Genomic DNA, 14,473 nt, shown 5'->3' on the forward strand with positions numbered 1-14,473 from the left:
TGCTCCCTCCTTACGCTTTTTGAATGGCTACGAAGTTGTCGTGGAAAGCAAGTCCGTTGTTGCCGGTGGCCTGTTTGCCCATGTCGCTGGGCGTGGCTTTGAGCGTGTAGTTGACATTGTAATTGGAATCTTTGTACCAGGCTTCGTAGGCCACAATGACATCGGGTGAGGTGGCGCGGGTCAAATGGGCTTTGAGGGTGAGCGAGCCGAGGTCATTGAAGATTTTGACCATGTCCCCTTCAGCGATGCCGTATTTTGCCGCCAGGTTCGGATGGATTTCAACTTGGGGTTCCGGGTTGGCGGCCATCATCCAATCCAGATTTTGGAATTGCGAGTGCAAGCCATGTTGGGGGTGTGGTGTCATAAAGCGAATGGTGTATTGCTCCGGGGCTTTCATTTCCTCTACCCAAACCGGCAAGGCGGGAAGCCCGTTTTTCTGGGCCAGTTCACTGTGGATTTCCGCTTTATGGGACGGGGTGCGGAACTTGCCGTCCGCCCAGGAGGCGGCCGGCAGCTTGGCCTTACGCGGCCCGTCAAGCAGTTCGCGCCAGTCCGATATTCCTAACAGCTTATAAATCCCCGGATTAAACTCTTTAGCCACCCATTCTTCAGGAGTGCCGCTTGTGGGGAAGGTACATGAGCCTGGCTCCAGGGCGTTCATTTTTTTAGAGAGCAGCATCGCGATTTCGACATCACTCTTGCTTTCGTACAGGGGTTGAATTGCCCTTTGATTGATCCCAACCCAGTAGTGCCAATAGCTGGCCATGACATCCCAGTCCTCGAAATGGGTGGTAGCGGGTAGGACGATATCCGACATCTGTACGGTCTTATTAAAGAAAGAATCCACCGTGACCACCAATTCCATGGCGGCGAACATCTTTTCGATCGCAGACGTATCGGGATCCTGGGAACCCGGATTCCGGCAGGCCAGCCACAGCATTTTGACCGGAGGATCCTGCTGAGCCATGACATCGTGGGCGAAGTTATTGATATTAATATAGCGGTCCCCTTCTTTACCGTCCGGCCCGATGAAGCCTTTGGAATCTTTGGGAGCCGGATTGGTCATGGCATTATAATTGAAACCCCATGTTTCCAGGTGTCCGTAATTGACTCCACCCCCGGATTTGCCGACGTTGCCGGTCATGACCCCCAGCGCATCGATGATCCGGACGTTCTGGCCCCCGTTCATGTGCCGCTGCATGCCATATCCGACCCACATGGCGGCCGGTTTGGCGGTCGCGTATTCCCGGGCAATTTCCATGATGATGTCTTTGGGCACACCGGTTTTGTCAGCCGCCCAGTCCAGCGTAATGTTTTGCTTCAGGTAATCGATCCATTCATCAAACCCGACGCTGTTGGCACGGGCATAATCCCAGTCAACCCAGTTGTTGTCCACGATATGGCGCGCCATGCCCAAGGCCAGGGCACCGTCTGTGCTCGGTTTGATCTGGATGTAGAGATCCGCCTTGGAGGCCGTGGAGGTCAGGATGGGGTCGATAACCACGAGCTTGGCACCGCGTTCCCGGGCCTTATTAAGAAAAGGCATAGTGTGAATAGCCGTCCAGGCGGCGTTTTGCCCCCAGAGTATGAGATAGTTGGCGTTAACCATATCCTCAGGGTCGTTGCTGTATAGTGTGCCGAAATCGTAGGTCTGGGCATCGATACCGGCCGGCCAGCACGGGGTTCCCAAGGCCCGGGTCGTGTAGCCGATGCTGGACATGGTGCCGTCGGCCCCATAGTGGACAATGCCGAAGTTGCCGGAATACTTGTTAAAACAGATTGGCAGGGTTGAACCATAACGTTTTTTTAGTTCAAGGATCTTCGCAGCGATCGTATCCATGGCTTCGTCCCAGCTAATACGGGTCCAATTACCCGAGCCGCGAGGGGTTTGTTTCATCGGGTATTTAATCCGGTCGGGACTGTATACGCGCCGCGTGTAGGTATACCCTTTGACACACAGCTTGCCGTTGGTGTAGCCATGTTTGGGATCTCCTTCCACTTTTTTCAGGATGCCATCCTGAACATAGGAAATTTGACCACACGTGTCGTAACAGTTGCGCGGACAGACATTGCGAAACAGCTTGAAGTCCGGGGTGGCACCTGCCGCTGCTGGGTTGGACTTCATCAGCATTTCAAAACTGAAAAGGCCGGCACCGGCGGCTGCGGCGGCAGCGGAACCGATAAACTGGCGGCGGGATAGTTGCATAATGGCCCTCCTTTATTAGATAATGTCAATGGTTAAAGGTGTTTTAATTGCTGTGAGCAATACCTGCATCACCGCAGGAAAAACTGGATGCCGGGCGTTCTGATTGACGGCGGCCGCAAATGGTTCAACCCAACATCCGGGGTGTTCTGTGAGGAAAGTAGCGCAGAAATCCACGTAGTGGAGGCTGTTTCCTTCGTTTCCTGCTGAATTTTCCTCAAGCGCCCGGGAGAGAAGATAGGCGGCAAACTCAAGTTCCGTGGCAATGAAATCATCAGGGACCGCTCCCTGTGAGGTTGCCTGCAGATCGGCAGCTTGATAACAGCGGCGGACTGCTACGGTTTGCTCCTGCATAACCAAACGCTGCGCTGAGAGATGGACGGATTCGTACGGAGGGGCTATAGGCGGAGCCGGTCCCACAAATAAGCGGTTAAATTCAAACCCCATTTGTTTTTGTTCTGTCTCAGCGGCCCCGGCATAAGCGCTTAGTGTGGCAGCAAGCGCCGGCCAGGCGGTATCGGCGGCGGCAAATTCTTCACAGGCTTGTGCCAGGAGCGGCAGAGTCCGGGCTATCTGTTCTCCGCCTGCGGCAAAGAAGCGGCTAAGCGCCATAAAGATATTGGACATACCCTTGAACAGGCTTTTGGGATTAGGCTGATATACCCATGCAGTACTCATATGATATCCCCCCTTTCAAATGAATGTGCTCATATTCACATATCAAATATTTCGGCGGGTCGGTATTTCTTCCTTTGGCCACTAAAATGAAAAAAACCCGGCGTTTTTGTGGTACAAAACAAAACCCTCTGTCACAAACAGAGGGAGCGGATGGGTGAGCTTTCAGTCCGTCCACAAGGCTTTGAGACGGCCGATTTTCAGGGCAACGTACAGGTTGAGCTGGTTTTCCAGGCGGTATAGGTCCAGGTTCAGAACTTCGGCGGCTTTTTTGAGGCGATAGCGTAACGTATTGGGGTGCAGAAAGAGTGTTTGGGCAGCTTTGTTTAGATCCCCACTGCAGGCAAAGTAGGTGAGCAGGGTCTTCTCCAGTTCGAGGTTGCTCTCACGGTCGAAATTCAGCAATTGATTCAGGGTTTCGGTGCGGAAATCTTCCAGCTCCTGGTGATCCAGCTTGTGCAGGAGGCGCATCATACCCAATTCCCCGAAGGAAGTCAATGCTTGGTCCGGGTTTAGGAGGGGTCCAAGTTCCAGAGCCGACTTGGCCTCTTGAAAGCTGCGGTGAATTTCCCGGGGGGATGGATAGAGATTTCCCAAGCCGAAAAAGAGCCTGCGCTTCTCCAAAACAGGCTGGGCCTGATCCCAAACGGGCTTGAGCAATTGCTCGGCCACAGGAACCCATTGGGATTGTGGCAGCATTTCCTTGAGCGGGAAAAGTAACACGATTTGATTATTGCGTTCCAGACAAATCGAACCGGGGTAAAGACTGTTCAGGGTGCGCGTGATGCTTGTAACCAAATCGTCGAGCCACCGGCGTTCAGAAGGGAGCAGGTTAAAATCCTGAATTTCCCCAACCAGCACCAGGTGAGGTTTGGTAAAGTCCCAGCCCCAGAGCTTGCCGCGGGAGCAGATCACTTCCTGGGAGTCGAAATTGTTGTAAAGCAGGTCAAATAAAAAGTCGCGATGGTGCAGGCGTTCATTTTCCAGAATGCATTGGTTCCTCAGCAATTCCAGGAATAAGAGGGTCGCGGCTTTACCCAGAAAGAAACGCTCAACACCGCCGATCGCCCCTGGCGCAGCCGCCAAGCCGAGATAGCCCAGGATGCCCTGTTGACCTGCAAGGGAACACCAGGTCAAAGGGATACTGGCATAGGCCGCATCCACCCAGGAACCGGCAAATAAGCTGATTGTTGTGGCCGATGATACGGCAGGAGGCGGGGACAACGGTTTCGGGGGGGCGAAAGCAACGGGGTCCGGGGGCAGGTATTTCCCGCCTGCCCAAGACAGGATAGCGTATTGCTTGTCCACAATCAAAACATCATAGCCGAGAATCGCTTGCAGCTCGTGGATGGCGGCAAAAGCGCTCCGGTCCGTCAGGCGCTCAGTGAGTCTGCGGGAACATTCTTCACAGGCAGCTAAAATGCGGCCTTGCTCCCGTTCCAACCAGTTTGTCAGCTCGGCACACAAGGTTGGCCAAGCGGTCGGCGGAGCGGTTATCAGGAGCTGTAGCTCCTGATTTGAAACATCAATTTGCAGCAGCAGGTTGTTGCCCTTGGGCTTTAGTGTCACCGTGCAGCCCGGAAAAAGTAAAACGAGCTCCGGACACTCGGCTAGATGCACCCTTTGGATATCCAGGGCACCGATGGTCTCTCTAAAGTTGGCGGGCGGATCCAGGACTTGCAACTCGAAAGCCGCCAGCATCCGGGTGATGGTGATTCCTTGGGGCAGGTGAATCGCGTTCATGCTGTTTTGTCCTCCATGTTCATCGAACGGTGTTGAGCAACGTGGCTTCACTCATATCTGCCGATTTGTACAGTACTATTATAATATCTGCGATGTTGACAACAAGATCGGATTTCATATATACTTGAGAAAAATTGTTAAAACCGATGAGGAAAAGAGTAGTATTCAGGCGTTGTCTCAGAGAGGCTCCGGCGGGTGTGAGGAGCTCAACCCTAAATATGAAAGCTAAGTTCCGAGGGCAAGCAAAACTTGCCGTGGCACGCGTTAAGTGCAGCGACTGGCCCTGTGGGTTCTGTCGGCTGAGTTGACCTGACTAAGACAGAGATAACATGCTGTCGCTGGAAGGTAACCAGGGTGGTATCGCGGTTAATCCCGTCCCTGTCTTTAGACAGGGATTTTCTTATTTACTCTTAAAAATTTTACAAGGACGGGCTGAAGACATAGCGAACCGTTTTGACAGAGGAGCGTAAACGAGTGCGTTGGCGAGCGTTAAAACGCACCGACGGTTAACTTGCAGTAAGACAAAGGGGTTTCGGATGCGTTAGCGGAGCCGACTAACGAGTAGCTCCGGCGTCATGGTGAGCGGGTCTGCAGCCCGTCCTAACACGGCTTAGGAGGAAAAATAATGTACACCGGCAATGAACTGCGCTCCATGTTTCTCAAATTCTTCGAAAGCAAAGGGCATAAGATGCTGCCCAGCGCTTCCCTGATTCCGAAAGATGACCCGACCTTGCTCCTGACGGTGGCGGGGATGGTTCCGTTTAAACCGTATTTCCAAAGACGGGTGGAGCCACCCTTTCCGCGCGCCACGACTGCGCAAAAATGTGTGAGAACGCCTGATTTGGAGGTTGTGGGCAAGACGGCCCGCCACCATACTTTCTTTGAAATGCTGGGAAATTTTTCGTTTGGAGATTATTTCAAAGAAGGGGCCATTACCTGGGCCTGGGAATATGTGACCCAGGTGCTTAAGCTTCCGGCAGAGAAACTGTGGGTGTCCGTCTACCCGGAAGATGATGAGGCCAGAACGCTTTGGACTGAAAAAGCGGGTGTCAACCCGGAGCGGATCGTCAACGATGAAACGAATTTCTGGGCAGCCGGCCCGACCGGACCGTGCGGACCTTGCTCGGAAATCTATGTGGATTTAGGGGAAAGCCGCGGCTGCGGCAGCCCGGACTGCGGTGTGGGCTGTGACTGCGACCGCTTCCTGGAGATCTGGAACCTGGTATTCATGCAGTACAACCGGGACGAGGAAGGAAACCTGACCCCCCTGCCGAAACAGAATATTGATACCGGGATGGGGCTGGAACGCATCGCTTCAGTCATACAAGGGGTGGAATCCAACTTCGATACCGACCTCTTTCGCCCGCTGATTGATAAAGTGGCGGAAATCGCCGGGGTTTCTTATAAAGAGACTCCCAAAAACGACCTGGCCTTGAAAGTGATTGCCGACCATGCCCGGGCAGTCTCGTTCATGCTGGGTGACGGAATCAGGCCGGATAACGAAGGACGGGGCTATGTCCTGCGCCGGATTCTGCGCCGGGCCGTACGCTACGCCCGTCTCTTGGGCATTGAGAAGCCGTTCTTAGAGACGGTGTTCAAGGTCATTCAGGCCAATTATGCTCACCATTACCCGGAACTGAAAGAGAATGAGAACTTTATTGTCAACCACCTGCGCCTGGAAGAGAAGAACTTCCAAGCCACTCTGGAACAGGGGACGCAGATGCTTCAGGAAAAAGTGCGTGGCCTGGTAGAAAAGGGAGAGAAGGTTTTATCCGGAGCAGATGCCTTTTACCTTTATGAAACCTATGGATTTCCGGTGGAGCTGACGGAAGAGATCCTGGCCGAACAAGGATTAAAGGTTGACATGCCTTCCTTTGAAGAAGCGGCGGCTGAACACCGGCGGCAGGCCAAAGAAAAATCCCAGCAGATGCGGGCCGTGAATGAAAGCCCGGCCCTGACGGAAAAGGCAAAAACTCTGGGCGCCACTCCCTTCATTGGCTATGGGGAACTTAAGGCGGAGGCCAGAATTGAAGGACTCTTTGCCGGGGGAGAAGAAGTGAAAGACGCCGGGGAAGGAGAGGAAGTGCTCTGCTTCTTGTCCCAGACTCCCTTCTATGCAGAAAGCGGCGGCCAGGTTTCCGATTCCGGAGTGATCAAAAGTGCGCGGGCGGAAGGAAAGGTGATAGAAGTTAAGAAAGGGGTAACCGGCACGGTCTATCACCGCATCCTGGTGACCCAAGGGGTGCTGCACTCCGGGGAAGCGGTGGAGGCGATCGTGGATACGACCGACCGCCAGGCGACAGCACGGCATCATAGTGCGACTCACTTGCTCCAGTCCGCGCTGCGCTCAGTCTTGGGAGCTCACGTGCAGCAAGCCGGCTCACTTGTAACCCCGGAGCGCCTGCGCTTTGACTTTACGCATTTTTCTCCCTTGACTGCGGAAGAATTAGAGAATGTTGAAAAGGAAATAAACCAAGCCGTTTTGGCCAATTACTGTGTGGATATCAAGGAGATGAGCCTGGAGGAAGCGAAAGCGGACGGGGCGACCGCCTTGTTCGGAGAAAAATACGGGGACGTGGTGCGAGTTGTCCGCATGGAGGATTACAGCAAGGAACTGTGCGGCGGGACGCATGTGCGGGCCACCGGGGAGATCGGCCTGGTGAAGATTCTGAGCGAAGGCGGGATTGGAGCGGGGCTGCGCCGGATTGAGGCTGTCGCAGGCCTCGAATCTCTAAACTGGATGCGGGCCCTTGACGATCAGCTTGAGACCACGGCCGGCCTCTTAAAAGCTCATCCTCAGGATGTGCCCAAACGGGTGATTGGGCTGTTGGCGCAAATGAAAGACTTGGAGCGGGAAGTCCAGCAGCTCCAGGCCAGGCTGGCCAAATCCGAAGTGGACAGCCTCCTCAGCAAAGTGACGGAGGTTGGGGGGGTTCAACTTTTGGCAGCTCAGGTTCACGCTCCGGACATGGAAGGGCTGCGTCAGATGGCTGATCTGGTGCGCGATCGCCTCAAGCAAGGAGTCTTGGTCTTGGGTGCTGTGGCCGAGGGCAAAGTGAATTGGGTCAGTGCCGTTACTCCCTCAGGTTTAAGCGGGCTTCATGCCGGGCAGATTATTAAGGAAGTAGCTAAAATTACCGGAGGGGGCGGCGGCGGCCGTCCTGATATGGCCCAGGCCGGTGGCAAAGACCCGGCCAAGCTCGGAGAGGCCTTGGATCAGGTTCCGGCGATCGTGCGCAAGTTTATCCGTTCGTAAGCCGGAATTAAGTTAGTATTAAGACAATGGATTTTGACCGGAAGCAGCAGGAGAACGCGTTTGCTCTGAAGAATACTCAGGAAATAAGCGGAAAAGTTTTGGCGGGCAGTATTTGTTAGAGCTGGGAATGGAATATAATTCTAGTGACGTTGGGATTCGAAAGGGGAGTGGCTGAATGGACAGCTTGGATCATACCATGATGTTTAGAACCCAGGGCGAGGATGTACCCGCCCGGGAGATATTGCAACAAGTGTATGCTGCGTTGCAGGAGAAAGGTTATGACCCAATCAATCAGTTGGTAGGCTATCTCATGTCCGGTGATCCCGTGTATATCACCAGCCATAAGCAAGCCCGCGCTTTAATCCGCAAGCTTGAACGCTATGAGCTTTTGGAAGAGCTTGTTCGTTCTTATCTAAGCTAACCAAATTAAATTAGGACTTGCCAAAGAGCCCTTTCTCAAGTTCTGAGGAAGGGCTCGGTTATACAGTTTGCCCGCTGAAAACCAGAATCTAAGTCACAGTTGCCAAGAGATAAAAGCCGAATAAATTCACATTTGGAAAAACAACCAGAGGAAAAACAATGCGTGAAGTAAAGTTAGGATTCAGCGGCCCGATGGTATCAGAAGTGTGCTTTGGCAGTCTGGCGATTTCCCCCCTTCAGGGGCGGGTTACAGCCGCCGAAGGGACGGAAATTCTGCGCTATGCCTTGGAGCAAGGGATCAGCTGGATTGATACGGCGGAAATATACGATAACTATGATCAGATTGCCCGGGCGCTTGCCGGAAAGCCGGAAATCATGGTGGCCACCAAGTCTTATGCCGTGACCCGCTCCGAAATGCGCATCAGCCTGGAAAAGGCGCGAAAGGGATTAAACCGGGAGGTGCTGGATTTCTTCCTGCTCCATGAACAGGAAAGCGTTCTCACCCTGCACGGGCATCAGGAGGCCTGGGACGAGCTGTTGGAAGCCAAGGCCCGGGGCCTGGTGCGCTATGTGGGGATTTCGACCCATGCCGTAGCCGGCGTGCGGGCCGGGGCATTGCAGCCGGGGCTGGATGTGATCCACCCCATTCTCAATTACCAGGGCATCGGCATCATTGACGGTACGCTCGAGGATATGCTGGAGGCCATCTCCTTTGCCGCCGATCTGGGAATCGGGATTTATGCGATGAAGGTTCTGGGCGGCGGGCACCTGGCCCGTGATCCGGCGCGAGCCTTTACTTTTATCCGCCGGGTAAAAGGCGTTCAAGCCATGGCTCTGGGGATGTCGAGCAGGAACGAAGTCGACTATAACCTGCGCCTGCTGGCGGGCGAGGAGATTGCGCCGGCGCTGCAGGTAGCTGTACAGGCCAGAGAACGGAGGCTGTATATCGCGGACTGGTGCCAGGGGTGCGGACGCTGTGTGGAGGTCTGCCCGCAAGGAGCCTTGTATTTGGAGGAACAGGCCAAGGTCAAGGCTGAAGCCTGTGTGCTGTGCGGATACTGCGGCCGGGTGTGCCCGCATTTTTGCTTAAAAATTGTTTAGGACTTTTGGCTGAAACTTAAGGTTAAAGCATTAAGCAGTAGATGGAGGAATCAGCTTGCGCATTATGGGTCTGGATTACGGGGAGCGCACCATCGGAGTGGCGGTGAGCGATGCTTTGCGCTTAACGGCTCAAGGAATAACGACAATCCGGCGTTCCCGCACTGAGCTGGAAGAGCTTGAGGATATCATTGCATCTTATGAGGTCAGTGAAGTGGTGCTGGGCTACCCTAAAAACATGAACGGCACCGTTGGGCCGCGGGCCCAACTGACTGAAGCATTTGCCCAGGTGCTGCGTGAACGCTTTGGACTGCCGGTCGAATTCTGGGATGAACGGCTGAGCACGGTCGCCGCCCAGCGTTCGCTCCTGGAAGCGGATGTATCCCGGGCCAAACGCAAAAAAGTGATTGACAAGATGGCCGCGGTTGTCATTCTCCAGGGTTATCTCGACCGCCTTCAGGCTCTTAAAAGGAAAATGACCGAGTAGCCTGCGGGATTTGACAAACATTACCTGTGGGTATAAAATGACAGTATCTTTGATAAGAGGTGAAACGAATGACTGAGCATAATCACGATCACGACCATGAGCATGCCCATGAAACAGAAGAATTTGATACAATCATCCTGACGGACGATGAGGGAAAAGATCACGAGTTTCTTCACCTTGACACTTTGGAAGTTGACGGTTCCACCTACTTCGTCTTAATGCCTATTAATGAAGAAGAGGATGAAGAAGCCGATGAAGCCATCATCTTGAAGCTTGGGCATGACGAAAAAGGAAACGAGATGCTGCTTGATATCGAAGATGATGAGGAATGGGAAAAAGTAGCAGATGCCTGGGAGAACCTGGAGGAAGAAGAGGAGTAGGCTTGTACCCCGTACATAGGCTCAAGAAGGTTCAAAAGAAACCAAACCCGCCTAAATAAAATAGGCGGGTTTTTCATTTTGGCGTGCAAAAAATCGAACGCTTACGGCAACACTAGAAATGGGGGTGAAGCTGTGCGTTTGAACAAAAAGTCTGTATTTGCTCTAGCTATAATGCTCATTCTAATAGCTTTGTCAGGATATCTTGCCGGCTGTGCGGGCTCTTCTGCTCTCAATGAGGATACTCCCTTAGCAACAGGAACCAAGGTGGATGAGCTTGACTTAAGCAATATTTCTTTAAAAGATGCGCGCCCGAAACTGGCGCAATATGCAGAGGACAAGCTGGAACAAAACCTGTTCCTGGTGTACAATGATAAGCGAGTAAGCGTAACTTGGAAGCAGATCGGATTGGGCCTGAATCTAGAACAGACCTTGAATGCAATGATTAATCATCCGGGACAGGTGAGCGCGTCTGTGTTAAAGGTAGATGCGTTAAAAGCAAGCACTACGCTGGATAAGAAGCTGGCTTTCCTTAAACGCCCGGCTCAGGATGCAAGTTATACCATTAAGGATGACAAATTTGTCATTAAGCCCGAAGTAACCGGACTTACGGTAAATGTTGATCAGATTATAAACACAGTCGAAGGGCTATCTTTAACTTCTTTGCCCTCGGAAATTGCAGTATCCTTAGTGGAAGTTCCGGCAACGGTTACCACCCAAGCCATGAAGGAACTAGGTTTCGACTCGGTGATCGGGGAATTCAGCACGAAGTTTTCCGTCCAAGAGGAAAACCGGACAGCCAACTTAACGGCAGCGGCTAAAGCCCTGGATAAGAAAATCATAAAACCGGGTGAAACCTTTTCCTTTAATGAGACGGTGGGCCCCCGAACTCCCGAAACCGGATATAAAGATGCTTATATCATTATCAATAATGAATACGTCCAGGGAACCGGGGGAGGAGTTTGCCAGGTTTCCTCCACTTTATATAATACAGTGCTCCTGGCGGACCAAACGGTTGTGGAAAGAAAACCCCACGCGGTCGCTGTAACTTATGTTCATCCTGGATTAGACGCTACGGTTAATTACCCGAATATCGACTTTAAGTTTAAAAATGATACCAAAGGAATTCTCTACCTGCGCACAGAGGTAAAACCGGGAATACTCACGATCCGCCTGTGGGGCAAAAAAAGCGGGAAGAGCATCACTTTTGAGCATGAAATAGAAAAGGAAACGGATTTTCAGACGGAGCAGAGACCTGACCCCCGCCTGCCTGCGGGCAAGGTGGTTCAGGAGCAGTCAGGAAGCAAGGGGTATATTGTAAAGACCTGGCGCATTGTCAAAGACAGCCAAGGAAATGAAACCCGCCAGCTTCTAAGCCGGGATGAATACAAGCCTGCCAACCGGATTCTGCGGGTTGGGGTGGATTAGGAGAAAGAGAGAACATGGGTGTGGGTAAAAAAATTCTTATCTTAATGCTGGCTGTCCTGGTTTTGCTGGGGGGGATGGGTGCCTGGTGGAATACGGCCAGCAAAGCCTATGCACAGTCGGATAAAAAGGAATTATTCGTGCTCACTCCGGGAATGAACGCCAGTAAAGTGGCGGCGGAGTTGGAACGACGGCATCTGATTCGCAGCGCCCTGGTCTTCCGGGTATTAGTTCGCAGCCGCCAGGCCGATGCTAAGCTTTTTGCCGGGGAATATTTCCTGTCGCAAGGGATGAGCCCGGCTGAAATCATTGACCGCCTGCTTAAAGGTCCTGAAGTGGATGCGGTCAGGGTGACTATACCCGAAGGGTATACCACGGCTCAGACGATTGAGGTGCTGGTGGAAAAGGGTTTAGGAAAAAAAGAGGATTTTATGAAGGCCGTCGCAGGGTATGACTTTCCGTTCAGCTTTGTGCAAGGTGCACCCAAAGGAGAACACCGCCTGGATGGATTTTTATTTCCAGACACCTATTTTATCGAAAAAAAAAGCAGCCCCCCGGAAATTCTGGCGATTTTCCTCAAACGCTTTGAGCAGGAGCTGACACCTCAGGTGACGGCGAGGTTAACAGAAATGGGTATGTCGGTGCACGACTGGGTAACCTTAAGCTCTTTGGTGGAAAAAGAGGCCGTGCATGAGTCGGATCGTCCGCTTATTGCCTCGGTCTTCCTTAACCGCCTGCGCATCAATATGCCGTTGCAGTCGTGTGCCACCATCCAATATCTCTTAGGGACACCTAAGCCCAAGTTGTACGAAAAAGATTTGCAGATTCCGTCTCCCTATAATACCTATCTGAATCCCGGTCTTCCGCCCGGCCCGATCGCCAACCCCGGGCACGCTTCTTTAGCTGCTGTTTTAAACCCGGGGCAGACGGATTACTTCTATTTTGTGGCCAAGAGTGACGGCTACCATGTGTTTGCGAAAACGTTTGAGGAGCACCTGCAGAATCAGCAGAAGTATCAGCCGTGAGTACACTGTTTTACATAGGGGAGAAATGAGAATTGAGGGGCGTTGAAATGAAACCGGAATTGTTAGCGCCTGCGGGTGATTTGGAAAAACTGAAATATGCCTACGCTTACGGGGCGGATGCGGCTTATATCGGCGGCAGCGCCTTTGGCTTGAGAGCGTATGCCGGAAATTTCGATGACACAAAAATGGAACAAGCGGTAAAGCTGGCACATACCCAAGGCCGCAAACTTTATGTCGCGGTCAATATTTTTGCCCATGAACAGGACTTTGAGGAACTGCCGGCTTACTTGCAGCAGCTTGAGGGCTTAGGGGTGGATGCGGCCATTGTCTCCGATCCGGGGGTCTTGGCCTTAGCCCGTGAAGTAGCTCCTAAGCTTCCGCTGCACCTAAGCACTCAGGCCAATAACACCAACTCATACACCGTGCGCTTTTGGCAGAAGCATGGGGTGGAGCGCGTGGTCTTAGCGCGGGAACTTTCATTAAAAGAGCTAGGGTTAGTGCGGGCTAAGGTCAAAGGCGAACTTGAAATGTTCGTTCACGGTGCCATGTGCATGTCCTATTCCGGGCGCTGCCTTATCAGCAACTATCTCACCGGGCGGGATGCCAACCGGGGGGAGTGCACTCAGCCTTGCCGCTGGAATTACTCCATACAGGAAGAAAAGCGCCCCGGAGAGTATTTCCCGATTGAGGAAGATGAGCGTGGAACCTATATTTTTAACTCACATGATCTCTGCCTGCTGCCACATCTGCCGCTCTTAAAACCCTTGAATATTGAGAGCTGGAAGATTGAAGGCCGCATGAAGAGCGTGCACTACGTGGCCAGCACGGTGAAAGTATACCGTGAGGCGATCGACACCCTGTGGGAAGAAGGGGAGGAAGCTTTTCAAGCCCGTTTGCCCGGCTGGCTGGAGGAGATGGATAAAGTCAGCCACCGGGACTACTCCGCCGGGTTTTTGTTCGGCAAGCCCGGACCCAAAGCGCATAACCTTGAGACCTCCCACTATGTGCGGGAGTATGACTTTGTGGGAGTGGCGGCTGAGCCGGAGAAAGTATCGGAGTGGGTCGAGCAGCGCAATCATTTCCGGGCCGGGGAAGTGCTGGAAGTTCTTACTCCGCACGGGGAGCCTTGGAGCTTCCAAGTGCAAGGAATGTGGGATATAGAAGGCAATCCTGTCGAAGCCGCCCGCCATGCCCAGCAGCTTCTCAGGCTGGAACTGCCGAAGCCGCTTGAGCCGAACAGCATTTTGCGCAGGGCCAAGGGGGAGAGGAAATGAGCATGACTCAAAACGATACCTTAAGATTAAGGCAGGACTTGGGAAAATCAGTTGCTGGTTTTTATTTTGCTGAAGCTGATTTACTTGTTAAAGCCAAAGTCAGCCGTAAAGACATCCAGATGCTCGCTAAACTAGTCGAAGGCCTCGGGCATCTGGGTACGGTAACGACGACGAACAAAGCGGAAGGGGAAGTCTTGATTCAAACCACCAAGGACTGCTGGCCGGAACTGCGGCAAGCCATCTTGAGCATGCCTTTTGTGGTTGTGTTGATGGATTAAGATTAATGAAGTGAACTTCTTGTTGAGAGAGCGAATTTATTCGCAAAACGTCGATTGTTGAGCTAAAAACTGCATTGACGAGCTATCCCAAATCAATTACAATATGTGCAGATAGTCTCAAAGTCAATAGGACTATTGGGCAATGTTCGGAATGTTATAATATGGGCAGCAAAAATTATGCCTTTTGGCCCAGGGAGGGTCAGTCTCCGTAC

The 14,473-nt window shown here is 52.6% G+C and carries 12 protein-coding genes; 9 read left to right on the forward strand and 3 right to left on the reverse strand.

Annotated elements, in window-relative coordinates; translation table 11 throughout:
* Positions 1-10: 10 nt before the first annotated feature.
* The 3 genes from J0X21_RS13295 to J0X21_RS13305 all read right to left on the reverse strand — a co-directional run bounded on the left by J0X21_RS13295 (position 11) and on the right by J0X21_RS13305 (position 4,621).
* A complete protein-coding gene (locus tag J0X21_RS13295) occupies positions 11-2,206 on the reverse strand; it encodes a molybdopterin-dependent oxidoreductase (RefSeq protein WP_206812681.1) in 2,196 nt (731 codons plus the stop codon).
* A 15-nt stretch (positions 2,207-2,221) separates the two neighbouring features.
* Positions 2,222-2,881, reverse strand: coding sequence for a TorD/DmsD family molecular chaperone (locus J0X21_RS13300; protein ID WP_206812682.1), 660 nt, complete (start codon positions 2,879-2,881; stop codon positions 2,222-2,224).
* A gap of 162 nt (positions 2,882-3,043) precedes the next feature.
* Positions 3,044-4,621, reverse strand: coding sequence for a PucR family transcriptional regulator (locus J0X21_RS13305; RefSeq protein ID WP_206812683.1), 1,578 nt, complete (start codon positions 4,619-4,621; stop codon positions 3,044-3,046).
* A gap of 625 nt (positions 4,622-5,246) precedes the next feature.
* On the opposite strand from J0X21_RS13305, the gene alaS reads away from it, so the two are divergent.
* From alaS to J0X21_RS13350, 9 genes are all read left to right on the forward strand, one after another.
* The gene (alaS, locus tag J0X21_RS13310; protein WP_206812684.1) at positions 5,247-7,877 is read left to right on the forward strand and encodes an alanine--tRNA ligase; all 2,631 of its coding nucleotides are present in this window, start codon (positions 5,247-5,249) and stop codon (positions 7,875-7,877) included.
* Positions 7,878-8,052: 175 nt separating this feature from the next.
* Complete coding sequence (locus J0X21_RS13315) at positions 8,053-8,298, forward strand: IreB family regulatory phosphoprotein (protein ID WP_206812685.1); 246 nt, start codon at positions 8,053-8,055, stop codon at positions 8,296-8,298.
* 158 nt (positions 8,299-8,456) lie between these two features.
* Complete coding sequence (locus J0X21_RS13320; protein WP_206812686.1) at positions 8,457-9,398, forward strand: aldo/keto reductase; 942 nt, start codon at positions 8,457-8,459, stop codon at positions 9,396-9,398.
* A gap of 55 nt (positions 9,399-9,453) precedes the next feature.
* Entirely contained in the window at positions 9,454-9,882 is a 429-nt protein-coding gene (gene ruvX, locus J0X21_RS13325) for a Holliday junction resolvase RuvX (protein ID WP_206812687.1), read from the forward strand.
* A gap of 68 nt (positions 9,883-9,950) precedes the next feature.
* Positions 9,951-10,262: a DUF1292 domain-containing protein gene (locus J0X21_RS13330; protein WP_206812688.1), complete on the forward strand. Its 312-nt coding sequence runs from the start codon at positions 9,951-9,953 to the stop codon at positions 10,260-10,262.
* Between the two features lie 132 nt (positions 10,263-10,394).
* Positions 10,395-11,687: a VanW family protein gene (locus J0X21_RS13335; RefSeq protein ID WP_328812927.1), complete on the forward strand. Its 1,293-nt coding sequence runs from the start codon at positions 10,395-10,397 to the stop codon at positions 11,685-11,687.
* A 14-nt stretch (positions 11,688-11,701) separates the two neighbouring features.
* Positions 11,702-12,709 (forward strand): endolytic transglycosylase MltG, encoded by a 1,008-nt coding sequence (gene mltG, locus J0X21_RS13340; RefSeq protein ID WP_206812689.1) that lies wholly within the window; start codon positions 11,702-11,704, stop codon positions 12,707-12,709.
* 47 nt (positions 12,710-12,756) lie between these two features.
* Entirely contained in the window at positions 12,757-13,983 is a 1,227-nt protein-coding gene (locus J0X21_RS13345) for a peptidase U32 family protein (protein WP_206812690.1), read from the forward strand.
* Positions 13,980-14,261, forward strand: a complete 282-nt coding sequence (locus J0X21_RS13350) for a DUF4911 domain-containing protein (protein WP_236006255.1) — start codon at positions 13,980-13,982, stop codon at positions 14,259-14,261. The genes J0X21_RS13345 and J0X21_RS13350 overlap by 4 nt, the downstream gene beginning before the upstream one ends.
* Positions 14,262-14,473 lie beyond the last annotated feature (212 nt).

Source organism: Paradesulfitobacterium ferrireducens (genome assembly GCF_017310645.1).
Taxonomy (GTDB): Bacteria; Bacillota; Desulfitobacteriia; order Desulfitobacteriales; family Desulfitobacteriaceae; genus Paradesulfitobacterium; species Paradesulfitobacterium ferrireducens.